Annotated in this window: 21 protein-coding genes and 1 tRNA gene; 9 read left to right on the top strand and 13 right to left on the bottom strand. The window is 46.0% G+C overall.

Annotated elements, in window-relative coordinates:
• Nucleotides 1-27 precede the first annotated feature (27 nt).
• Nucleotides 28-1,344, top strand: coding sequence for a lysophospholipid transporter LplT (gene lplT / locus ICN34_RS04170; RefSeq protein ID WP_216120975.1), 1,317 nt, complete (start codon nucleotides 28-30; stop codon nucleotides 1,342-1,344).
• 20 nt (nucleotides 1,345-1,364) lie between these two features.
• On the opposite strand, the gene ICN34_RS04165 is transcribed toward lplT, so the two are convergent.
• The 8 genes from ICN34_RS04165 to scpA are packed head-to-tail and all read right to left on the bottom strand — an operon-like array spanning nucleotide 1,365 to nucleotide 10,444.
• Nucleotides 1,365-1,889 (bottom strand): hypothetical protein, encoded by a 525-nt coding sequence (locus ICN34_RS04165; RefSeq protein ID WP_216120974.1) that lies wholly within the window; start codon nucleotides 1,887-1,889, stop codon nucleotides 1,365-1,367.
• Nucleotides 1,886-2,416 carry a ribosomal protein S18-alanine N-acetyltransferase gene (gene rimI, locus ICN34_RS04160; protein ID WP_216120972.1) on the bottom strand — a complete coding sequence of 177 codons (531 nt, stop codon included), beginning with the start codon at nucleotides 2,414-2,416 and terminating at the stop codon, nucleotides 1,886-1,888. The genes ICN34_RS04165 and rimI overlap by 4 nt, the downstream gene beginning before the upstream one ends.
• A complete protein-coding gene (gene tsaB, locus ICN34_RS04155; RefSeq protein ID WP_072582389.1) occupies nucleotides 2,416-3,120 on the bottom strand; it encodes a tRNA (adenosine(37)-N6)-threonylcarbamoyltransferase complex dimerization subunit type 1 TsaB in 705 nt (234 codons plus the stop codon). Before tsaB ends, rimI begins: the two co-directional genes overlap by 1 nt.
• Nucleotides 3,121-3,152: 32 nt before the next feature.
• Entirely contained in the window at nucleotides 3,153-3,620 is a 468-nt protein-coding gene (locus tag ICN34_RS04150; protein WP_216121205.1) for a VOC family protein, read from the bottom strand.
• A 14-nt stretch (nucleotides 3,621-3,634) separates the two neighbouring features.
• A complete protein-coding gene (gene accC / locus ICN34_RS04145; RefSeq protein WP_216121203.1) occupies nucleotides 3,635-5,659 on the bottom strand; it encodes an acetyl-CoA carboxylase biotin carboxylase subunit in 2,025 nt (674 codons plus the stop codon).
• A gap of 27 nt (nucleotides 5,660-5,686) precedes the next feature.
• Nucleotides 5,687-7,219 carry an acyl-CoA carboxylase subunit beta gene (locus ICN34_RS04140; RefSeq protein WP_216120970.1) on the bottom strand — a complete coding sequence of 511 codons (1,533 nt, stop codon included), beginning with the start codon at nucleotides 7,217-7,219 and terminating at the stop codon, nucleotides 5,687-5,689.
• Nucleotides 7,220-7,229: 10 nt separating this feature from the next.
• Nucleotides 7,230-8,255 carry a methylmalonyl Co-A mutase-associated GTPase MeaB gene (meaB, locus tag ICN34_RS04135; RefSeq protein WP_072582386.1) on the bottom strand — a complete coding sequence of 342 codons (1,026 nt, stop codon included), beginning with the start codon at nucleotides 8,253-8,255 and terminating at the stop codon, nucleotides 7,230-7,232.
• Nucleotides 8,256-8,269: 14 nt separating this feature from the next.
• Nucleotides 8,270-10,444, bottom strand: coding sequence for a methylmalonyl-CoA mutase (gene scpA / locus ICN34_RS04130; RefSeq protein WP_216120968.1), 2,175 nt, complete (start codon nucleotides 10,442-10,444; stop codon nucleotides 8,270-8,272).
• Nucleotides 10,445-10,540: 96 nt separating this feature from the next.
• Here scpA and ICN34_RS04125 point away from each other — a divergent pair, with 96 nt between their 5' ends.
• Nucleotides 10,541-11,179: a GntR family transcriptional regulator gene (locus tag ICN34_RS04125; RefSeq protein ID WP_216120967.1), complete on the top strand. Its 639-nt coding sequence runs from the start codon at nucleotides 10,541-10,543 to the stop codon at nucleotides 11,177-11,179.
• Nucleotides 11,180-11,249: 70 nt separating this feature from the next.
• Here the strand turns inward: ICN34_RS04125 and ICN34_RS04120 are convergent, their stop codons facing one another.
• Together ICN34_RS04120 and ICN34_RS04115 are read right to left on the bottom strand one after the other, a co-directional pair.
• On the bottom strand, nucleotides 11,250-11,603 hold the full coding sequence (locus tag ICN34_RS04120) for a cytochrome c (protein WP_216120965.1): 354 nt from the start codon (nucleotides 11,601-11,603) through the stop codon (nucleotides 11,250-11,252).
• A gap of 31 nt (nucleotides 11,604-11,634) precedes the next feature.
• Nucleotides 11,635-12,000, bottom strand: a complete 366-nt coding sequence (locus ICN34_RS04115) for a cytochrome c (protein ID WP_072582553.1) — start codon at nucleotides 11,998-12,000, stop codon at nucleotides 11,635-11,637.
• A 163-nt stretch (nucleotides 12,001-12,163) separates the two neighbouring features.
• On the opposite strand from ICN34_RS04115, the gene ICN34_RS04110 reads away from it, so the two are divergent.
• Genes ICN34_RS04110 through ICN34_RS04100 form a run of 3 tightly spaced genes read left to right on the top strand, consistent with a single transcriptional unit; the run spans nucleotide 12,164 to nucleotide 14,727 of the window.
• Nucleotides 12,164-13,033: an AAA family ATPase gene (locus ICN34_RS04110; RefSeq protein WP_370623965.1), complete on the top strand. Its 870-nt coding sequence runs from the start codon at nucleotides 12,164-12,166 to the stop codon at nucleotides 13,031-13,033.
• Between the two features lie 24 nt (nucleotides 13,034-13,057).
• Nucleotides 13,058-14,233, top strand: coding sequence for a VWA domain-containing protein (locus ICN34_RS04105; protein WP_216120964.1), 1,176 nt, complete (start codon nucleotides 13,058-13,060; stop codon nucleotides 14,231-14,233).
• 35 nt (nucleotides 14,234-14,268) lie between these two features.
• Nucleotides 14,269-14,727: a RidA family protein gene (locus tag ICN34_RS04100; protein ID WP_216120962.1), complete on the top strand. Its 459-nt coding sequence runs from the start codon at nucleotides 14,269-14,271 to the stop codon at nucleotides 14,725-14,727.
• Nucleotides 14,728-14,738: 11 nt separating this feature from the next.
• On the opposite strand, the gene ICN34_RS04095 is transcribed toward ICN34_RS04100, so the two are convergent.
• Nucleotides 14,739-15,398 carry an NTP transferase domain-containing protein gene (locus ICN34_RS04095; protein ID WP_216120961.1) on the bottom strand — a complete coding sequence of 220 codons (660 nt, stop codon included), beginning with the start codon at nucleotides 15,396-15,398 and terminating at the stop codon, nucleotides 14,739-14,741.
• A gap of 63 nt (nucleotides 15,399-15,461) precedes the next feature.
• Here ICN34_RS04095 and ICN34_RS04090 point away from each other — a divergent pair, with 63 nt between their 5' ends.
• Nucleotides 15,462-16,421 carry an XdhC family protein gene (locus ICN34_RS04090; RefSeq protein ID WP_216120959.1) on the top strand — a complete coding sequence of 320 codons (960 nt, stop codon included), beginning with the start codon at nucleotides 15,462-15,464 and terminating at the stop codon, nucleotides 16,419-16,421.
• A gap of 23 nt (nucleotides 16,422-16,444) precedes the next feature.
• On the opposite strand, the gene parC is transcribed toward ICN34_RS04090, so the two are convergent.
• Nucleotides 16,445-18,820, bottom strand: a complete 2,376-nt coding sequence (parC, locus tag ICN34_RS04085; RefSeq protein ID WP_216121201.1) for a DNA topoisomerase IV subunit A — start codon at nucleotides 18,818-18,820, stop codon at nucleotides 16,445-16,447.
• A gap of 71 nt (nucleotides 18,821-18,891) precedes the next feature.
• A complete protein-coding gene (locus ICN34_RS04080; RefSeq protein ID WP_216120958.1) occupies nucleotides 18,892-20,880 on the bottom strand; it encodes a DNA topoisomerase IV subunit B in 1,989 nt (662 codons plus the stop codon).
• A 79-nt stretch (nucleotides 20,881-20,959) separates the two neighbouring features.
• Here ICN34_RS04080 and ICN34_RS04075 point away from each other — a divergent pair, with 79 nt between their 5' ends.
• The 3 genes from ICN34_RS04075 (at nucleotide 20,960) to ICN34_RS04065 (ending at nucleotide 23,671) form a co-directional block, all read left to right on the top strand.
• Complete coding sequence (locus ICN34_RS04075) at nucleotides 20,960-22,180, top strand: CaiB/BaiF CoA-transferase family protein (protein ID WP_072582377.1); 1,221 nt, start codon at nucleotides 20,960-20,962, stop codon at nucleotides 22,178-22,180.
• Nucleotides 22,181-22,185: 5 nt separating this feature from the next.
• Nucleotides 22,186-23,418 (top strand): MFS transporter, encoded by a 1,233-nt coding sequence (locus ICN34_RS04070; RefSeq protein WP_072582376.1) that lies wholly within the window; start codon nucleotides 22,186-22,188, stop codon nucleotides 23,416-23,418.
• Between the two features lie 178 nt (nucleotides 23,419-23,596).
• Nucleotides 23,597-23,671: transfer RNA gene (locus ICN34_RS04065), tRNA-Arg, on the top strand.
• Nucleotides 23,672-23,819 lie beyond the last annotated feature (148 nt).

Below are 23,819 nucleotides of genomic sequence, written 5' to 3'. Positions count from 1 at the left end.
AATTGCAGTAATGACTAGATTGTACGAATGAACCGTAGCTTTTACATCATTATGGCGGCGCAATTTTTTTCGTCGCTTGCCGATAATGCTCTCCTAATTGCCGCTATTGCGCTCTTGGCCCAGCTTCAAGCTCCGGCCTGGATGACGCCGTTGCTCAAATTGTTCTTTGTATTGTCCTACGTTCTTCTAGCAGCCTTTGTTGGAGCCTTTGCAGACTCCCGACCCAAGGGTAATGTCATGTTTATTACCAATACCATTAAGTTTGTTGGCTGCGTGACCATGTTGTTCGGTAGCCATCCTTTAATGGCCTATGCCATCGTCGGCCTAGGTGCCGCTGCTTACTCGCCAGCTAAATACGGGATTCTGACCGAACTTCTACCTCCTGAAAAATTAGTTGCAGCCAATGGTTGGATCGAGGGATTAACGGTAAGCTCAATCATTTTAGGCACCGTTTTAGGTGGCGTACTGATTAGTAGCACGGTATCTCAAAGCCTCTTGGCCCTAGACATGCCTACATTTGATACTGGCATTGATACGCCAGCCGAGTCGGCAATTCTGATCATCATGATGATTTATGTTGTTGCCGCACTCATCAACCTAAAGATTCCAGATACTGGCGCACGTTACGTTTCCCAGAAAACCAATCCAATTGAATTGGTCAAAGACTTTGCCATTTGCTTTAAGACGCTCTGGAATGATCGCTTAGGTCAAATCTCCCTAGCGGTAACAACCTTGTTTTGGGGTGCTGGTGCAACTCTTCAATTCATTGTCATTAAGTGGGCGCAAGTGGCTTTGCATATGAACCTATCCCAGGGGGCTATTTTGCAAGCCATTTCCGCTGTAGGCGTTGCCGGTGGCGCTGTTTATGCTGCTTGGCGTATTCCGCTTCGTAAATCGCTAGAGGTATTACCCTATGGCATTGCTATGGGCCTAGTAGTCTGCATCATGGCAGTCTATAACTCAGATATGCTTCCCAATACAAGCATCCTTACAGTGGGTAAGTTTCAGATATCCCTAAGCTTATTGCCTGCTTATTTTTTATTGATCTTAGTAGGCTGGTTAGCTGGCTACTTTGTAGTACCAATGAATGCCTTGTTGCAACATCGTGGTCACGTCCTGATGTCTGCAGGCCACTCCATTGCAGTACAAAACTTTAACGAAAACATTTCTGTTTTAGTGATGTTGCTAGTTTATTCTCTGCTGATCTGGCTAGATATACCAGTTCAATTTGTGATTATCGGATTTGGTTTAATTGTTAGCCTAATTATGTGGCTAGTGATTAAACGCCACGCCAGGAATCAAGCGGAGTATGACTCCATGCACCTGATCGGCGAACATAAGTAATAGGCTTGCTTATGCTTACATCAACTGTTTTGCAGAACAGATCTCGCTAACAACAGATCCTGCCAGAGCAACGCTTTATCGTTTGGTTTTGCAAGTACTTGATTGAGTTCAAAAGTAGCAATCACTGGAATCTCTTCCTCATTGCCAGTATTTAAAGCTAAAACCGTTTCGCGCAACTGCGGCAATGGATCCCTTTCTCCAGTGATTTTTTGAGCAGTAGGTCCACCGAAGGCAATTGCTACAACAGGCATTTCAGGGGCGCTCAACTGACTCAGACTCTGACTTGGATTTTTCCAAGCCCACTCATTTTTAGCCAGCCCCAATACACGAATCATATTTTGGAACAAGATTTGCGCATCGCCCTGTGGTTCGTTACCAAAAAACCACCACATTCCATAGCTAATTCTTGGGGTTGAATGTGCAACTTCAGGAGAGGCTTGAGCGTTAGTCTGTTCGGATACTAAGGCTGTCGCTTGTACAACATCCCGGGAAGTCCATTCGGTGATGCCCATTTCTTTTAAGAAGGCTGAATGTGTATTGGTCATGGCTCTAGCTTAATCGATTTGGCCATAACGAGCGCATCCTCACGAGATCCAGTCTCTGGATTAGCTGGGTAGTAGTTTTTACGAACACCGATTTGTTCGTACCCCAATTTTTGATAGAGCGATACCGCAGCTAAATTGGTTGGCCTTACCTCCAAAATAATGCGGGGCATTTTTTGTTGGGCTGCCACACCCTCAATCGCAGCCATCATTCTTTGGCCCAAACCAAGTTTACGCAAATGGGGCGACACCGTAATATTGAGCAGGTGTAACTCATCTACCGCAGGAAAGAGAATGCAGTACGCCCAAAGCACTGCTGGATCCAAATAACTACCCTTTACCATTTGGTCTACTTGCGGGCGAATGCAATAGGCCCAATGTCCAGCAGCCAAAGAATCAGAAAAATTACCCTTTGTCCAAGGGTGAATGTGCGAGACGGACTCTATCTTGAGAACTTCATCCAAGTCGGCAGCTTGCATTGGCATGAACGAGAGCTCTGCAGCCCCTTTCCCAGAGGAACTATCGGACATTACCTCATCCTCCCTTCGCGCTCTGCAGTAGTAAATGCCACTTTATTCCGCACATACATTGGCTCAAGCAGTCGAACACCTTCCTGTAAACCTTCTTTAAACGATTGTTTAGCACACTCTAAAACACCCAATGCAGAGATTGAGATATCGACATCCTTAGGGCCATCAAATATCGGCATACGACTGCTGTAAGCATTTAAAGCGCTACCTGCCATGAGTTGCACGCCATCAAAATTAAGATCTTCAGGCTTTGTAAGGTAGATATCACTCACGCGTTTTGGTAATTGAGTAGCTTGAGACTCATAGTTCGCCCAATAAATCTCTTCCATGCGTGCATCAACGGCAATCATGAAGCGTTGAGGCTTGGTCTTTTTATAAATCTCGGCGCTTGTGATTTGCGCAGCTATTGCATCTAAGCTACAAACTGATATGACTGGCAGATTGTTTGAAATAGCGAGGCCCTGCACTACCGCCACACCCAATCTAACTCCCGTGAATGCGCCTGGTCCAATACCAACGGCAATAGCATCAAGATCTTTTAAAGACAGTTTTGCATTAGCTAGTAGTGACTCAACCCAGGGCAATAGCAGTTGGCTGGCGCCCGCTGAAACAGCTTCATGCCTGAACTCTGGTGCTTTATCACCTAAAGATAAAGCCACCGAACACCACGCTGAAGAGGTGTCGATGGCCAATATATTTGCCAATTTGAACCCTATTTGCTAATTACAAAACCAAATTATGAACTCAATCCAGCAATCACCTCGGGTGGCGCTTGTACCAACTCAATGAGCACCCCTTCACCGCTTATTGGGAACTCGTCATTCCCCTTGGGATGGACAAAGGTGATGTCGTAGCCAGCAGCACCCTTGCGGATACCACCTGGAGCGAATCGAAGGCCATTAGCTGAGAGCCACTCGACCGCTTTAGGCAAGTCATCCACCCATAAACCAATATGATTTAAAGGTGTTTGATGTACAGCTGGTTTCTTTTCAATATCAAATGGCTGCATCAGATCGACTTCAATCTCATGGGCACCAGAACCAATCGCACAAATATCTTCATCCACGTTTTCACGCTCAGAGACAAAAGTACTTTTGTATTCAAATCCGAGCATATCGATCCACAACTTCTTTAGTCGATTTTTGTTCTCACCGCCTATGGCGATTTGCTGAATACCTAAAATCTTAAATGGCTTTGTGCTCATAGTCATTTACCTATTTATTCAAAGCGAATAATTAATTGATCCACCGCCAAGCTATCGCCCTCTTTAGCGCAGATTTCAGCAACTACACCATCTTGCATAGCGGATAGCGTATTTTCCATCTTCATCGCTTCAATTGAGGCTAGTTTCTGACCTGCTGTAACCGCTTCACCAGCCTTGACAGCAATTTTTGTGAGCAGCCCTGGCATTGGAGACATCACTAATTTAGAAGTATCTGGCGGCAACTTGACAGGCATACGACGTTGTAACTCTGCTCCCAAGGGGCTCAGAACCATACATTCGTAATGAGCGCCATCAAGAATTAACAGATACTTAACGCCACGACGCTCTACTTGTGCAGTAATCTTGTGCGTACCGTTAATGGTCGCATGCAGACAGATCTGCCCGGGACGCCAGTCACTCACAATGTCATAACGACTCACACCATCAGTCTCATCGATGTAGACGGAATAGATGCCGTCTTTCAGCTCAACCCGAATAGGCACTTCATAAGGATCATTCATGGAGCCGGTTTTTTTGCCAGTAACCACTACAAATTTCTTTGCAATGATCATTTCATGGCCAGCTAATTGACCATCAATCATCTTGATATGCTCAAGATAGCGATAGCGCATAAAAGCGGCTAATGCTGCCAAACGCTTCGGATCAGCGGGCTGTACAGAATCCTTTTTAAAGCCCTCTGGATACTCTTCAGCGATAAAGCCAGTTGTAAAGTCGCCATTTACAAAGCGAGGGTGTTGCAATAGGGCCGCTTGAAATGGAATATTGGAGTGAATGCCGCGAATCACAAAATCATTCAATGCTGCGCGCATCTTTTCAATTGCTTCCGTACGATCCTTGCCGTGAACAATCAATTTAGCAATCATTGAGTCGTAGTACATCGGAATTTCACCGCCCTCATACACGCCAGTATCTACACGCACTCCGTTAATAGCCTCTGGTGGACGGTACTTCACTAGACGGCCAGTTGAAGGTAGGAAGTTGCGGAATGGATCATCAGCGTTGATACGGCACTCCATCGACCAACCATCCAACTTCACATCTTCTTGCTTGAATGCCAACTTCTCGCCTGCAGCTACCCGAATCATCTGCTCGACCAAGTCAAGGCCAGTAATACTTTCGGTCACTGGATGCTCAACCTGCAAACGGGTATTCATTTCTAGGAAATAGAAAGACTTATCTTTACCAACCACAAACTCCACTGTGCCGGCGGATTGGTAGTTCACAGCTTTTGCCAATGCAACCGCTTGTTCGCCCATCGCTTTACGAGTCGCCGGATCGATAAAAGGTGAAGGCGCTTCTTCAATGACTTTTTGATGACGGCGCTGAATGGAGCAATCGCGCTCATTGAGATAAACCACATTGCCAAATGAGTCGCCTAAAACCTGAATCTCAATATGACGCGGGCCTTCAACAAACTTCTCAATAAAAATACGATCGTCACCGAAGCTGTTCATCGCTTCCGTTTTGCAGGCTGCAAAACCTTCGGCAGCTTCTTTGTCGTTAAATGCAACGCGCAAGCCCTTACCACCACCGCCTGCCGAAGCTTTAATCATGACAGGATAGCCAATGCCTTGAGCAATTTTGACCGCTTCTTCAGTGGTATCAATGGCCTCGTTATAACCAGGAATCGTATTCACCTTAGCTTCTAACGCAAGCTTCTTGGAGGCAATCTTGTCACCCATAGCAGCGATCGATTGATGCTTAGGGCCAATAAAGACAATGCCTTCTTCTTCGCAACGCTTAGCAAACTGCTCGTTCTCCGATAAGAAGCCGTAGCCAGGATGAACCGCTTCAGCGCCGGTATCTTTGCAGGCCTGAATAATTCGGTCCATTACTAAGTAGGATTCACGCGAAGGTGCCGGTCCGATGCAAACAGCCTCATCTGCCAGTTGAACGTGACGCGCTTCTTTATCGGCCTCTGAGTAAACGGCTACAGTCTTGATGCCCATTTTTTTAGCGGTCATCATCACACGGCAAGCAATCTCACCGCGGTTAGCAATTAAAATTTTCTTAAACATTTTCGTAGTCATAATTTATCAGCGCCTTTACAGAGGAATATTGCCGTGTTTACGCGCAGGATTCTTCAAGTCTTTGTCTTTGAGCATCGCTAGTGAACGAGCAATCCGTTTACGGGTCTCATGCGGGAGAATGACGTCATCGATGTAACCGCGACGACCTGCCACAAAAGGGTTGGCAAACTTCGACTTGTACTCAGCTTCACGTGCAGTGATTTTTACTGGATCCGATTTCTCTTCACGGAAAATAATCTCAACAGCCCCCTTAGGACCCATTACTGCAATTTCTGCTGAAGGCCAGGCAAAGTTGACGTCACCACGTAAATGCTTAGAAGCCATCACATCATAGGCGCCACCATAAGCTTTACGAGTAATTAAAGTCACCTTGGGCACGGTGCAATCAGCGTACGCATAGAGCAATTTCGCACCATGTTTAATAATGCCGCCGTATTCTTGTGCAGTGCCAGGCATAAAGCCAGGAACGTCAACCAAAGTCACTACCGGAATATTGAAGGCATCGCAGAAGCGCACGAAACGCGCAGCCTTGATGGATGCCTTGATATCCAAACAACCAGCCAGAATCAGTGGTTGATTGGCAACAATCCCAATGGATCGACCTTCGATACGAGCAAAGCCAATCACGATATTTTTTGCGTAGTCAGGCTGTAATTCAAAGAATTCACCGTCGTCCACGATCTTCTCAATCAACTCTTTCATATCGTAAGGTTGATTGGGGTTGGATGGCACCAAGGTATCTAATGAAAAATCAGGCTCTTCAGTTCGGTTTGCACCTTTGATCAAAGGTGGTTTCTCACGGTTTGAGAGCGGTAAGTAGTTAAAGAAACGACGCAACATCATGATCGCATCAACATCGTTATCGAAAGCCAAATCGCAAACACCTGATACTGTTGAGTGAGTTACAGCACCACCTAATTCTTCAGCAGTAACATCTTCATGAGTAACGGTCTTCACTACTTCAGGGCCCGTCACAAACATGTAAGAACTATCTTTGACCATGAAAATGAAGTCGGTCAAGGCCGGGGAATATACGGCGCCACCAGCTGAAGGCCCCATGATCAGGGATATTTGCGGGATTACGCCGGATGCGGTTACATTGCGCTGAAAAATCTCTGCATAGCCGCCAAGCGAGGCAACACCCTCTTGAATACGCGCACCGCCAGAGTCATTGAGGCCAATTACAGGAGCGCCTACCTTGAGGGCTTGATCCATGATTTTGCAAATTTTTTCTGCATGGGCCTCTGATAAGGAGCCACCTAAAACGGTGAAGTCTTGAGAGAAAACAAACACCAGGCGGCCATTAATCATTCCATAACCAGTGACAACCCCATCGCCAGGAACAGTTTGATCGGCCATGCCAAAATCATGACAACGGTGCTCAACAAACATATCCCACTCTTCAAATGTGCCTGCATCAAGCAAAAGCTCAATACGCTCACGAGCAGTTAATTTGCCCTTCGCATGTTGAGCCTGGATGCGCTTTTGACCGCCACCCAATCGAGCAAGCTCACGCTTAGCTTCGAGTTGTTGAATGATTTCCTTCATTTCCTGCTCCTTAGAAAAATTCATGCCCCATGGCTTCCAGTAGTCGTCTTGCCGCTACTGAAGCTGCCATAGTTCCTTGGTTTACCTGTGCTGCCAAGCTTGGTAGAAGCGCTTGAACGGCTTCATTACTACGAAATGCATTTTTTAATCCTGCATCGATGCGATCCCACATCCATGCACCTGATTGCTCTTTACGACGAGAGTCAAATTTCCCATTGGCCTTTTGGAGAGATTCAAAATGAGATACCTTTTCCCATAACTCCGGAACGCCGTTACCCTCTAGGGCACTTAAGGTCATGACTTGTGGGTGCCAAAATTCTTTGTCATGGGATGCATGATCTGGATTGCCTTGGAAACCAAGCAGTCGTAATGAGCTGGTAATAAATAACTGAGCGCGCATTGCAGCATCAGGATCAATGTCTACTTTATTGATGACGATCAGATCGGCAATTTCCATCACACCTTTTTTAATCGCCTGTAGATCATCGCCAGCATTGGGGAGTTGCATTAACAGGAACATGTCAGTCATACCTGCAACTGCAATCTCACTCTGCCCTACGCCAACGGTTTCAACAATAATCACATCAAAACCTGCGGCTTCAGCAACCAACATGGCTTCACGCGTCTTCTCTGCAACACCACCCAGCGTACAAGACGATGGACTGGGGCGAATAAAGGCATGTTCAAGAACGGATAGACGCTCCATACGGGTCTTATCGCCCAAAATTGAGCCACCAGAGATGCTGGAAGAAGGATCAATCGCTAACACAGCGACTCGATGACCTTTATCGATGAGGTAAAGGCCCAAAGACTCAATCAAGGTCGACTTGCCAACACCTGGAACGCCTGAAATTCCCAGACGAAATGATTTACCTGTTTTTGGCAATAGAGAATTCAGCACCTCATCAGCGCGATGACGGTGATCTAAGCGAGTTGATTCAAGCAGCGTAATGATCTTCGCTAATGCACGTCGCTGCTTAAGCGATGGCGCACCAGTGAGATCATTCACTAGAGCTTGATCAGCGGCTTCGAGCATGCCTATGGCCCGTACTAAGCTGGTTTAACAGACTTGCGGATTTGCTCGAGCACATCCTTAGCCGAAGCCGGAATTGGAGTGCCTGGACCATAAATACCTTTTACACCTGCCTCATAGAGGAACTCGTAATCTTGCCTTGGAATCACACCACCAACGAATACGATGATGTCGTCTGAACCCTGCCTCTTCAATTCAGCAATGATGGCTGGCACCAATGTCTTATGGCCAGCAGCCAATGTAGAAACTCCCAAGGCATGTACGTCATTCTCGATCGCTTGACGCGCACATTCTTCTGGGGTTTGAAATAGGGGGCCGATATCCACGTCAAAACCCAAGTCAGCATAGGCTGTAGCAACCACCTTTGCACCACGGTCATGGCCATCTTGCCCCAACTTAGCAATCATCACACGTGGACGACGACCAAAGTCTTTTGCAAAGTCAGCAATTTCAGTTTGAAGTTTTGCCCAGCCCTCGGCTGAGTCATAAGCAGCTGCATACACACCGGTCACCTTTTGAGTATCGGCGCGATGGCGCCCGTAAACTTTTTCTAATGCATCAGATACTTCACCAACGGTTGCTCGTAATCGAATTGCATTGACAGATAACTCCAACAAGTTTCCAGAGTTATCTTCAGCAGCCTTAGTTAATGCCTCTAACGCAGCTTCTACTTTCTTAGAGTCACGCTTAGCCTTAATTTCCTTAAGACGTGCAACCTGACCTTCACGGACTTTATCGTTGTCGATCATTAATACATCAACAAGATCCTCTTTGCTAAGCTTGTATTTGTTCACACCCACAATTACGTCGGAGCCTGAATCTATCTTGGCCTGTTTTTCAGCAGCAGCAGCTTCAATTTTAAGTTTAGCCCAACCACTTTCAACCGCCTTGGTCATACCGCCCATGGCTTCTACTTCTTGAATAATTTCCCAGGCTTTGTCAGCCATTTCTTGAGTTAGGTTTTCCATCATGTAGGAACCCGCCCATGGATCGATGACGCTAGGAATATGTGTCTCTTCTTGAAGGATCAATTGAGTGTTACGCGCAATACGGCTGGAGAACTCGGAAGGCAAGGCAATCGCCTCATCCAAAGAGTTGGTATGCAATGACTGTGTGCCACCAAAGACTGCGGCCATCGCCTCTACCGTAGTTCTTACTACGTTGTTGTATGGATCTTGCTCAGTTAAGGACCAGCCCGATGTTTGACAGTGCGTACGCAACATTAAGGACTTCGGATTCTTTGGCTCGAAGGACTTCATAATGCGCCACCACAACAAGCGGGCGGCACGCAACTTGGCCACTTCAAGGTAGAAATTCATACCAATCGCAAAGAAGAAAGAGAGGCGACCTGCAAAGCCATCAACATCCAAACCTTTAGCGAGCGCTGTTTTTACATACTCTTTACCATCGGCCAAGGTGAATGCCAACTCCAACACTTGATTGGCTCCAGCCTCTTGCATGTGGTAACCCGAAATAGAAATCGAGTTGAACTTCGGCATGTGCTTAGCGGTGTACTCAATAATGTCGCCAATAATACGAATCGAAGGTTCTGGTGGGTAAATGTAGGTATTGCGAACCATGAACTCTTTCAGAATGTCATTCTGAATCGTTCCGGATAATTGCCCCTGCTTCACGCCTTGCTCTTCACCAGCCACAATGTAACCAGCCAGAACCGGCAATACAGCTCCGTTCATTGTCATTGAAACGGATACCTTATCCAATGGAATGCCATCGAACAAGATTTTCATATCTTCTACAGAGTCAATGGCAACACCGGCCTTACCAACGTCACCGGTAACACGCGGATGATCGGAGTCGTAGCCGCGATGAGTAGCTAAGTCAAAAGCAACGGATACACCTTGACCACCTGCATCAAGTGCCTTGCGATAAAAAGCATTGGATTCTTCTGCAGTTGAAAAACCAGCGTACTGACGAATGGTCCAAGGACGAACCGAGTACATTGTTGCTTGTGGACCACGTACAAATGGTTCAAATCCAGGCAATGTATCGGTGTAGTTAAGACCTTCAACATCCGATGATGTGTATAAAGCTTTTAAATGAATTCCATCCGGAGTTTTCCAACCCAAGGAATCAACATCACCATGAGGTGCAGATTTTTGCGCTGACTTTTTCCAGGCCTCTAGATTGGCATCTGGAAATGATGGCCATGAATTGTTTTCTTTAGAACTCACAAAAACTCCCGGTTAATTTTTGCTGCATTGCATCGAAATATCCCTACATTCTGCTTGACAATTATTTATTTGTCTAGCTATCATGTATTCATAATTATGAATACAAAACTGAATAACAGACCCTTATACGAAGACGTAGCCGATCGGCTAAGGGAGCAGATATTTAGCAAGCAACTAGCTCCAAGCAGCTGGTTAGATGAACAATCGCTTGCTGACCAATTCGGCATCAGCCGCACGCCAATGCGTGAGGCAATTAAGGTCCTAGCCTCTGAAGGTCTGGTTACCATCAAGATGCGTCGTGGAGCCTATGTAACTGAGGTGGCTAGAAAAGATCTAGAACAAATCTTCACGATTCTCTCCCTTTTAGAGGGTCAAGCAGCTAAGGAAACAGCGATTAAAGCGACTGAAGCTGAATTAAATATGCTGGATCACCTACACCACCGCTTAGAAAAAGCAGCTGCCGACCGGGATATTGAGCAGTTTTTTGAGATAAATGGCAAATTTCATGAGCTAATTCAAGAAATTGCAGGTAATAAATGGATGAATAGCGTCATTGCAGATCTACGCAAAGTTCTCAAATTACATCGTAGAGACTCATTAACCAGCACCGGTAGACTGCAAAACTCATTAGTTGAGCACCGAGAAATCCTTCGGGCACTTCTCAAGCGAGATGAGCAAGCTGCTGAAGCGGTGATGCGTAAACATCTTGCCCATGGGCTAGAAGCGTTAAGATAAAACCTATAAAAAATAAAGGCTTAGAAAGATATTCTAAGCCTTTAATCTAAGCAGCCTGAGCTAGCAGGGTTTACTTTTTAATAACAAAATTTCCTGGCAAACTTGAAATATAAGCGGCGATATCTTGTATATCAGCATCGCTAAAGGCCTGAACTTGGGAGCCCATGATGGCGTTATTACGACCATACTGAGGATTGCCGTTGCCTACTTTGTAAGCCTTCAAGGCGTAATACAAGTAGTCAGAATACTGACCAGCTAACCTTGGATAGGCGGGCAAGATTGGGGCATTGAGTCCAGCACCATGGCAAGAGGCGCAATTACCCTTCTCTACCAATGCCTGACCTTTATCTACGCTAGCAGCATTTGCTACGTTTACCAAACCAATGCTGGAGAGCAAAACTGCTGTAATTAGTGCAAATTTCATAAAAGTATCTCTATGTATCTTTATCAATGAATCACTTCAATGGGTTGTTAGGTGTGCTGGCAGTTTGCGCAGCATAGTATTCGCCAATATCGGCCATATCCTGGTCAGACAAGCTGGCAGCGATAGCGCGCATCGTTGGATGCTTGCGCTCACCCTTTTTGTACTCTGACAAAGCGGTAGCAATATAGGCGCCATTTTGACCGCCCAACATGGGCACTTTGTATACCAATGGGTAATCAGCGCGGTAATCAGGGATTGAGTGGCAGCCAACACAAAGCCAAACCTTAGCGTTACCTGCAGCGGCATTGCCTTTAACTTCATCAGCCTGAGCAACAGAACCTGCAAAAGCTAAAGTTGCAGCAACGGCCAAATGAGGAAGAAATGTGAGTTTTTTCATAGAAATCATTATTAATGAGTTTGATTTGGATCAATTTGGGAAGAGTATAGCGGACAGATGCCTTTCCCGTCATTTCAGAGGCCAAAATCAGTAGAAACACTGAAAAATTCCCCTCATTTACCTATACTTGAATGCTTAATCCAGTCCTTATTTAGGTATGTCTATGAGCAAATCCACCCCACCCTCTCAAAATCGCTTTGCAGGCAGCCAAAGCTATGTCGCTACCGATGATCTGAAATTGGCAGTAAATGCGGCCATTGCTCTGCAGCGCCCCCTTCTTATTAAAGGTGAGCCCGGTACTGGGAAAACCATGCTCGCTGAAGAAGTAGCAGCTGCCCTCAACATGCCGCTATTGCAATGGCATATCAAATCAACCACAAAGGCTCAGCAGGGTCTATATGAATACGATGCCGTAAGCCGTTTGCGCGACTCCCAATTGGGCGATGAAAAAGTAAACGATATTCGAAACTACATTGTGAAAGGTGTTCTTTGGCAAGCTTTTGAGGCAGACGAACCTACCGTATTGCTCATTGATGAAATCGATAAAGCAGATATTGAGTTTCCGAATGACTTATTACGTGAAATTGATCGCATGGAGTTTTACGTCTATGAAACTCGTGAATTGATTAAGGCTAAACATCGTCCGCTCGTCATCATTACTTCAAACAATGAAAAGGAATTGCCCGACGCCTTCTTGCGTCGTTGCTTCTTTCATTACATCACCTTCCCGGACGCCAATACGATGCAAAGCATCGTGGATGTGCACCACCCCAATATCAAACAGGATCTTTTGGACGCTGCCCTCAAGGCCTTCTACCAGATACGCTCGTTACCGGGCTTAAAAAAGAAGCCCTCTACATCTGAATTAATCGACTGGCTCAAGCTCTTATTGGCTGAAGACATTCCGCCTGAAGCGCTGCACAGCAGCGATGAAAAGATTGTCGTACCGCCCTTGCATGGGGCTTTACTTAAGAATGAACAAGATATTCATCTATTTGAGCGCTTGGTCATGATGAATCGCAATCATCGCTAACTTGTTAGCCAGAAGACTTCTGACATGTTGATTCAATTCTTCCTAAATCTGAAAGAGGCCAAGGTGCCTGTTTCAGTACGAGAGTTTTTAACTCTTTTGGAGGGTTTGAAATCGGGTGTTATTAACCCCTCTATTGATGAGTTTTATCAGTTCTCGCGCTTAATATTGGTTAAGGATGAGCAACACTTTGATCGCTTTGATCAAGTGTTTGGTAGCTACTTCAACGGGATTGAACAAATCATTGCTCTATCGCCAGATATTCCACTGGAATGGTTAGAGAAAAAACTTCAACGCGTACTAACGGATGAAGAAAAAGCTGCGCTGCAGAAATTAGGTGGTCCGGATGCCTTAAAGAAGCGGCTTGAGGAGCTTTTAAAAGAGCAAAAAGAATGGCATGGCGGTGGCAATAAATGGATTGGCGCAGGTGGTTCTTCACCATTTGGTCACAGCGGCTATCACCCCGAAGGCATCCGTATTGGTGGCGAGAGTGCCGGCAACAGAACGGCCATCAAAGTCTGGGAAGCTAGAGAATTTAAGGATTACGACAGTGATCTAGCATTAGGTACACGCAATATTAAAGTCGCTTTACGGCGCCTACGTCGCTTTGCCCGAGAAGGATCTACTCTAGAGCTCGATTTAGATAAGACTATTCATTCAACAGCTGCCAATGCCGGCATGCTCGATATTCAAATGCGACCCGAGCGACACAACCAGGTAAAAGTTCTACTGCTCATGGATGTCGGCGGCTCGATGGATGATCATATCCAACGCATTGCTGAGTTATTTTCTGCTGCCAAAGCTGAATTTAAGCACTTAGAACATTACTATTTCCATAACTGTGTTTATGAAAACTTATGGCAAAGCAATCGCCGTAGACGTGATCAAGTGACTGCAACGCAAGAAATCATTAATAAATATGGACCCGACTACAAGCTCATCTTTGTTGGAGATGCGACGATGTCTCCTTATGAAATATTGAGCCCCAATGGCTCCGTTGAATACAACAATAAAGAAGCGGGCGCTGTTTGGATTAATAGGCTCATTGACCACTTCCCGCATTTTGCGTGGCTTAATCCTGAGCCTGAATCCATCTGGCAATACCGTCAATCGATCGACATCATGCAAAACCTCATGAAAGATCGTATGTACCCAGTCACTCTAAATGGTCTTGAAAGTGCCATGCGTCAGCTTTCCAAGTAAGATTCCTTTTTTCAATTTAATTACATAAACCCAATATGAGCACAACCATTAGCGAACGTCTTAAGACCCTCGGTATTGATTTACCGCCACCAGGACCCCCTGCTGCTGCCTATGTCATGGCTGCCACCACTGGTAATACCGTATTTCTTTCTGGTCACATTGCTAAGCAAGATGGCAAACCTTGGGTTGGTAAGCTCGGTAAAGATATGGATACAGAAACTGGTAAAGCGGCTGCACGCTCTATTGCGATTGACCTGATTTCTACCTTACAAAATCACTTGGGCTCTTTAGATAAAGTAAAGCGCATCGTTAAAGTCATGGGCTTGGTGAACTCCACTGACAGTTATACCGAGCAACACTTAGTGGTAAATGGCTGTTCAGAATTATTGTTTGAAGTTTTTGGCGACGCTGGCAAACATGCGCGTAGCGCCTTTGGTGTTGCACAAATCCCGCTTGGTGCTTGTGTAGAAATCGAACTGATTGCCGAGATTTAACTCAACACAACTTAATGGGGCTGGATTCTATCCAGCCCTAGTTTCTCGATATCGCTCTGCGTATCGACATCCATTACAAATGCTTGATTATCAGTAACAAAATTTTTCACTAGCTCGGGATGTAGATCTATGTAGGGCCTGCAGACCATCCCGGGTATTGCTAAGATTTTCTCAATGATTGGTTTTGAAAATAATACCGGGTTACCTCGCTGACCATTCACCATCGGCAATACGATCTCTTGGTTTGCGCTTCTTTGATTAAATTGCCACAGTAATGCCTCGATCTCAGTGCTAGCTATGTCCGGCTGATCGCATAAAGCAATTAACAAAACTTCATAGTCACTTTTTAGCGATTCAAGACCAAGACGTACTGAAGAGGCTTGACCCAACTCTGGCTGGAGATTTTTTACCCAAGTTATTGGGTTTGCTACGGCTTGCTTGAGTAATTTAATTTCTGCTTCGATTTGGTCCGAGTAAAAGCCTGTAACGACCAAAGTCTCAATGGGGTCAAAACTCTGGGTAGATTGAATAAAGCGCTTCAACAAACTATCTCCGCCTTTTTTTAATAAGGCTTTGGGATATCCACCCAAACGACTTCCCTCACCCGCTGCCAATATCAGGATGGCTAGACGCAAATTGGGGCTTTTGGAGGATTCACCGGAGACTGTCATTAGAGTGATAATAAATAGTTATCAATAAAAGCTTTAACAAAAGAACGAAAAAGAAGAAAACGCATGAACAGCACCGATTTAAGCGTACTCAAATCTGCCGTCGAATGGCTACAAGCAGGCCAATCTGTCGCGATTGCGACCGTGGTTCAGACTTGGGGCTCAGCACCCCGTCCAGTCGGCTCCTGGCTTGCTATACGAGCTGATGGGCAAGTTGCTGGGTCTGTTTCAGGGGGCTGCGTTGAAGATGACCTTATTCGTCGAGTCCAAACTGAAATCCTCACTCGCGATACCCCAGAAATGGTGGTTTACGGAGTAACCCAGCAAGAAGCTGCTCGTTTTGGTCTGCCTTGTGGTGGCACCTTACGTTTATTGGTAGAGCCTAGGCCAGAATTAGCTATTTTAGAAAAGTTGCTTGCGAATATTTCATCTCATCAAATTACACGTCGCTCCGTAAATCTGGCTACTGGTAAATCCACCCTTAGCTTAGGTGAGCGCAGTGATGAATTTGCTTGCACTGAACAGGAAATGAAAACCACTTACGGCCCTCGTTGGCGTATGGTGATTATTGGTGCTGGTCAGCTATCCCTATACACGGCCGATTTTGCGCTAGCTTCAGATTTTGAAGTCGTCGTGATTGATCCTCGTGAAGAATATGCCGAGGGTCTAAATCGTTCTGATATTACTTTCTCAAAGGGGATGCCAGATGATGTCTTGCTGGAGATTGGTGTTGACTCTCACACCGCCGTTGTTGCTCTGACACATGACCCCAAGTTAGATGACATGGCTTTGATGGAGGCCCTGAAGTCTCCCGCCTTTTATGTGGGGGCGTTAGGCAGCAGAAAAAATACTCAAAAACGCAAAGAGCGCTTGCTCGAGTTTGATGTCAGCCAAGAGCAGGTTGAAAAATTACACGGTCCTGTTGGTCTATATATTGGCGCTCTCACCCCACCAGAGATCGCAGTTTCGATTCTGGCAGAAGTGATTGCTGTTAAATATGGCGTGAGTATTCCAAAGAAAACTTAGCTGACTTAACTGACTTAACTGGCTTAGTTCGCTGTTAATTTGCCGTCTTTTAAGCGCGGCTCAACAAAGTGGCCTTTGCGTGCGCGGTTACCTGCAAATGACTTTAAGGTTTTGGCATCAAGGCCGAGTTCAGTTGGTTTACCAGCACGTCCAGCGCCTGAATAGGTAGCCCCGTCAGGACCAACTGCGATAGCCGAAGCCAAGTGTTCTTTATCGTCCAAGCCCATAAGGATTACCCCTTTGCCGCCGGTTGGCAGACGCTTGAGTTCATCTAATGGGAAAACTAATAACTTAGAAGCTTCTGATAAGCAGGCAACTTGCTTCATGCCCACCTTCACCTTAGCAGCACCTAAAGGAGCATCGCCAGGAACTTTAGCATCCATACTCAAGAATGATTTACCCGCTTTGTTACGAGTAGTCATATCAGATACATTGGCCAAGAATCCATAACCCGCTTTAGTAGAAAGCAATACCAAATCATCGGATTGACCAGCGTAATAGGCAACCATTTGTGAGCCAGCAGCCAAATTAACGAAGCTCGTTAATGGCGAGCCATCACCACGAGCGCCTGGCAATTCGCTGACAGGAACGGTGTATACCCGTCCGTCACTACCAAAGCCCTGAATAACGTCTACTGTTCTCACCTCAAAGGTGGCATACAAAGCATCACCTGCTTTAAAGCCAAATTGGGTTGCATCATGCTCATGACCTTGGCGCACACGTACCCAGCCCTTTTGAGAAACAATGACTGTGACCGGCTCATCAATGACCTTGGTCTCAGCAACAGCACGTTTATCTTCCTGAATGAGGGTGCGACGATCATCGCCGAAGTCTTTCATATCAGACTCAATTTCTTTGATGATGCGCTTGCGTAAGACGGTGTCGTTCTGCAACAAACCTTCTAGATCATCACGTTCAGACTTGAGCTCTTTAAGCTCTTGCTCAATCTTGATGCCTTCTAAGCGAGCCAACTGGCGCAAGCGAATGTCCAGAATATCTTCTGCTTGGCGATCGCTAAGCTTGAACTCTTTAATCAGGTCCGCTTTAGGTTCATCGCTATTGCGAATGATCTTAATGACTTTATCAATATTGAGAAGAACGGTTAAGCGTCCTTCCAAAATATGCATACGGTCTTTGACTTTGCCTAAGCGGTGCTGCGTTCTGCGAGTAACTGTGGCTACCCTAAATGCAACCCACTCAGACAGAATTTCTTTTAGGCCTTTTTGACGTGGACGGCCATCATTACCAATCATCACCAAGTTCATTGGGGCATTGGATTCCAATGAAGTATGAGCAAGCAATAAATTGACAAACTCATTCACGTCAATATTCTTACTCTTCGGCTCAAATACCAAACGAACTGCGGCATCCTTGCTGGATTCATCACGCACGCCATCGAGCACATTCAATATGGTCGATTTAAGGTTATTTTGCTCAGGCGTTAAGGTCTTTTTGCCGACCTTTACCTTCGGATTGGTAATTTCTTCTATCTCTTGCAGTACGCGCTGCGAAGAAGTTGCCGGAGGTAGCTCATTAACCACAATCTGCCATTGACCACGAGCCAATTCTTCGACAGACCAACGTGCACGCACTTTAATACTACCGCGCCCTGCTTCATAGATCTGTGCAATTTCTGCAGAAGAAGAAATAATCTGTCCGCCGCCTGGATAGTCAGGACCAGGCATGATTTCCAATAACTCTGAAGTGCTCATCTTCGGAGACTTCATTAATGCAACGGCAGCTGTAGCCACTTCACGCAAATTATGGGAAGGAATCTCGGTCGCCATACCAACGGCAATACCGGATGCGCCATTGAGCAATACAAACGGTAGGCGCGCTGGTAATAATTTAGGCTCTTGGAATGAGCCGTCATAGTTCGGCGCGAAATCTACCGTACCTTCATCGATTTCACTCAGAAGCAAACTAGCGATCTTAGTAAGACGAGCCTCGGTGTAACGCATCGCTGCCGCACCGTCGCCATCGCGTGAGCCGAAGTTACCTTGACCATCGATTAATGGGTAGCGCAATGAGAAGCTTTGTGCCAAGCGCACTAAGGCATCGTATGCAGATTGGTCACCATGCGGATGAAACTTACCCAGCACATCGCCAACTACACGCGCACTCTTCACCGGTTTAGCATCAGCACGCAAACCCATTTCGCTCATTGAGAACAAGATGCGGCGCTGTACGGGTTTCTGTCCATCAGATACATCAGGTAATGCACGGCCTTTAACTACGCTAATTGCATAATCTAAATAGGCACGCTCTGCATATACCGCTAGAGTTAAGCTGTCTTTACCATCTTCATTTAAGTCAACCGTTTTGGGGTCATGATTGCCCGTTCCACCACCAGAAGAAGCAGCAACTGCAGGGGCCTCTTCCACTTCAACGATATCCATTTCAATGGGACTGGCAAACAAATCCGCCTGATCGGCTGGAGTATTTTTTCCAGGAGTCTTTTTAGTTGTCATTAGATATCCGCCTCCACTTCATTACCGCGCTCTTCTAGCCAATCACGGCGTGCACCGGACTCTGATTTACCCATCAACATATCCATTGTTTTAAACGTTTCGTCTTCAGTCCATGTGCCCAAAGTGACTGGTAGTAAACGACGAGTATCTGGATTCAAAGTCGTATCCCAAAGTTGCTCAGCACTCATCTCTCCCAGACCCTTAAAGCGGGAGATTTGCCATGCAGTTTCTTTGACACCATCTTTACGTAATTTATCTTCAATCGCTTGAAGCTCATTAGCATCTAGGGCATAAATCTTTTGCGCTGGTTTCTTGCCACGCGCTGGAGCATCGACTCTAAATAGTGGTGGCCTAGAAATATGCACATGCCCTAACTCAATGAGTTTGGGGAAATGCTTGTAGAACAAGGTTAAGAGCAATACCTGGATGTGTGCACCATCGACGTCCGCATCAGACAAAATGCAAACCTTGCCATAGCGCAGATTAGATAGATCAGGACTGTCATTTGCTCCGTGAGGATCAACACCAATTGCTACAGCAATGTCATGCACTTCATTATTGGCAAATAAGCGATCGCGCTCAGCTTCCCAAGTATTTAATACCTTGCCCCGCAATGGAAGAATCGCCTGATATTCCTTATTTCGCCCCATTTTGGCTGAACCGCCAGCAGAATCACCCTCTACTAGGAAGATTTCATTCATACCAATATCTTCGCTCTCGCAATCAGTAAGCTTGCCCGGGAGTACAGCTACGCCAGAGGATTTTTTCTTCTCAACTTTTTGGCCGGCACGGGTTCTCGCTTGTGCTTGCTTGATCACCAGGTCGGCTAACTTGCGACCGTAGTCAACATGTTGGTTGAGCCAAAGCTCTAAAGCAGACTTCACATAGCCAGAAACTAAACGTACGGCATCACGAGAATTCAGCCGCTCTTTAATCTGCCCTTGGAACTGAGGATCCAATACTTTGGCCGACAGAATGAAAGATGCGCGAGCAAATACGTCTTCAGGCATGAGTTTCACGCCTTTCGGTTGTAATGCATGCATCTCAATAAAGCCTTTAACAGCATTAAATAAACCTTCACGCAAACCACTTTCGTGCGTGCCGCCTGCAGGTGTTGGAATCAAGTTCACATAACTCTCGCGTACTGGTGCGCCATCTTCAGTCCAGCAAACAACCCAAGCCGCGCCCTCGCCTTCAGCAAAAGAATCTTCCTCTCCAGTGCCGGTAGCGTATTGCTCGCCTTCGAATGGAGGAATGACTTCGGCACCATGACCTGCTTGCGCAATCGCTTCGTTTAAGTAGCCACGCAAGCCTTGTGCGTATTGCCATGTCTGGGTATCGCCTGATTTTTCTTGAATCAGTGTTACCTTCACACCTGGCAATAAAACAGCCTTGGAACGTAATAGACGAATGAGCTCAGGCATTGGAATCACTGAGCTATCAAAATACTTACCGTCTGGCCAAGTGCGAACGCGGGTACCGTGCGACTTATCTTCTTTTGCAGAAGAAATCGTTTTGAGCTTTTCAATGACTTTGCCGTCAGCAAAGGTCAATGTCGACATTTGGCCATCACGCCAAACGGTGACTTCTAATCTTTTGGATAAAGCATTGGTTACGGAAACACCAACACCGTGTAAGCCGCCTGAGAATGCATAAGCACCACCAGTGCCTTTTTCAAACTTACCGCCAGCATGAAGCTGGGTAAAGACAATCTCCACTACCGGCAATTTTTCGGTGGGATGCATGCCCACTGGAATGCCGCGACCATCATCTTCCACACTCACGCTGCCATCGGTATGCATCGTAACGATGATTTGCTTACCAAAACCTCCTAAAGCTTCATCGGATGCGTTATCCAGCACCTCTTGAATGATATGGAGTGGATTGTCGGTGCGGGTGTACATTCCAGGCCGTTGACGGACTGGTTCTAGTCCTTTTAGGACCTGAATTGACGATTCGCTGTATTCGGAAGTTTTACGGGTAGCCATGCGCGCAAATTGTAGTCATGTCTGAGATCTATACCGAATTTTTCGGGAATTCCCCTGTCATCCATGCCAAAATTGGGGGATGGGAGCCTTAAGTCATATTCGCGTTTTAGACCTTAGCCGAGTCTTGGCAGGGCCTTGGTGCGCTCAAAACCTAGCGGATTTGGGTGCAGATGTCATCAAAGTCGAAAGACCGGTCGTTGGCGACGATACCCGCCACTGGGGGCCTCCCTTTGTCAAAGACGCCAATGGCCAGGAAACTGAAGAGTCTGCCTATTTTATTTGCATTAACCGCAATAAGCGCTCGATTACAGTTGACATTGCAAAGCCCGAAGGTCAAGAGTTGATCCGTCAGCTGGCTGCCGAATCGGATGTGGTGATTGAAAACTACAAAGTTGGCGACCTCGCTAAATATGGCCTTGATTATGAAAGCCTCAAAAAAGTAAAGCCAGATTTGATCTACTGCTCAATTACAGGTTTTGGTCAGACCGGCCCCTTTGCTAATCGTCCTGGCTATGACTTCATCGTTCAGGGTATGGGCGGATTTATGAGTGTGACCGGTGAAGCGGATGGTGTTAAAGGAGCTAGCCCACAAAAAGCAGGGGTTGCAATCGCAGACATCTTTACCGGCATGTATGCCTCTACAGCCATATTGGCAGCAGTCATTCACCGTGACCATACAGGTGAAGGCCAATACATCGATATGGCTTTATTGGATACCCAAATTGCAGTGATGGCTAATGTTTCAAGCGCCTACCTTACATCTGAAAAAGTGCCCCGTCGAATTGGCAATGCCTCCGTAACCATTGTTCCGTATCAGACCTTCCCAACATCGGATGGCTGGATGATTGTTGCTGCTGGCAATGATGGTCAATATAGACACTTTGTTATGGCTGGCGAAGAAGCTCACCTTGCTGATAATCCACGTTACGCCACTAACCCACTCCGTGTTCAACACCGAGATGAGCTAGTGCCGCTACTGGAAGCCATGACCCGTAAAAAAACAAAGAAGGAATGGATGTCACTTCTAGAAAAAGTGAATGTTCCTTGTGGACCGATTAATAACTTCAAAGAAGTCTTTGAAAACGAGCAAGTCATAGCTCGTGGGGTAGAGATCAATGTTCCACACCCTACTGTTGGCAATATGAAATTGGTTGCTAGTCCTATGCGTCTTTCTAAAACACCAACAGAGGTGCGAATGGCGCCGCCTACGCTTGGTCAACATACACAAGAGATTTTGCATGAACGTCTCAAACTAGATGATCAAGCGATTGAAGCCTTACGCACTAAGGGAATCATCTAGGAACCATGACAACACAGACATCCAAAGCAGGGCTTTCGATGAAGGAAGTCCTCATCTATGGTGGACTTATGGTCACCCTATCGATGGGTATTCGTCATGGCTTTGGCCTCTTTAATTTACCCATTACTTCAGCCAATGGCTGGGGTCGCGAAACGTTTGCTCTGACTATTGCTTTGCAAAATCTGATTTGGGGAGCTGTACAACCAGTTACTGGGGCTTTGGCGGATCGTTACGGGGCATTCAAAATTATGGTTGCCGGTGGGATTTTGTATGCCCTAGGTTTGGCAGGAATGGCCATATCTACTGATGTCATGAATTTCACATTAGCTGGTGGCTTGCTCATTGGTTTGGCACAAACTGCCACGACCTACAGCGTGGTCTATGGAATCCTGGGGCGCAATGTGTCTGCGGAGAAACGAGTTTGGGCAATGGGCATTACTGCAGCTGCCGGTTCATTTGGTCAGTTCCTCATGATTCCAGCCGAGCAAGGCTTGCTCAGTATGTTTGGCACACAAGATGCGCTTCTCATGTTGGCATTGATGGCCAGTCTAATGATTCCAACTGCATTTATGTTGCGTGAAAAGAATTTTACCTATAACCATAATCTGGGTGATCAGACGATTAAACAGGCCTTAAAGGAAGCAATGGGTAATCCAAGCTTTCGTTATCTGACCTTAGGTTATTTTGTTTGCGGTTTTCAGGTGGTGTTTATTGCGGTTCATTTGGCACCTTACCTTAAGGACCTGTCTTCTACCTATCCAGCTGTCGGGGCTCCGGTTGTCGCCACGACCGCCCTAGCCTTAATCGGCCTGTTTAATATCTTCGGCACCTATAGCTCTGGCATCCTAGGTCAGCGCTTCCCTAAACGCTATTTACTATCTGCAATCTATATTGGGCGTTCCATTGCCATTACAGCGTTCTTGTTATTGCCGCCCACACCAATGAGTACTTACATCTTTGCAGCCATCATGGGCTTCTTGTGGCTCTCAACTATTCCACTGACTAACGGTATCGTTGCGCAAATTTTTGGTGTGAAGTATTTGACGATGCTCTCTGGTCTCATCTTTTTCTCACATCAATTGGGTAGTTTCTGCGGAGCCTTCTTAGGTGGTTATTTGTTTGACCAAACTGGCTCCTATTTAATTGTTTGGGAAATTGCAATTGGATTGGGCGTCTTTGCTTTCTTAGTTAATCTTCCTGTAAAGGAACGGGCAATTCATAGAGTGGCCAATGCTTAAGAGAAAGCCAAGTAGTGGGAAAATCATTTTTTACGGGTTTGCTCTATTCGCTTTGTTGTTTGTTTTCTCGATGTACTTCGCACCCGATATGATGGTGGCAGTAACAAATCAAGTATGGGCACTGTGTGGTTGGTAATTCATTAGAATTGACATAGCACACTTTTTGCTTTCCTAGCATCTCGCCGTAGCACAATGGATAGTGCACATGCCTCCTAAGCGTGGGATACAGGTTCGATTCCTGTCGGCGGGACCAAAAATTCCCAATACTTATCCACAGGCATTGTGGATAAATCCTCAAAAGTTTTCGTAAGTCACAGATTTGTATAGGTAGGCCTAGCTTGCCTAATTTGTGTGCAAAATATCTTTCCCTACTTTGCGTGTTTGTTTATAAATATTTAATC

The organism is Polynucleobacter sp. Tro8-14-1, assembly GCF_018881655.1.
GTDB lineage: Bacteria > Pseudomonadota > Gammaproteobacteria > Burkholderiales > Burkholderiaceae > Polynucleobacter.
This window is presented reverse-complemented; position numbering and strand designations above follow the sequence as displayed.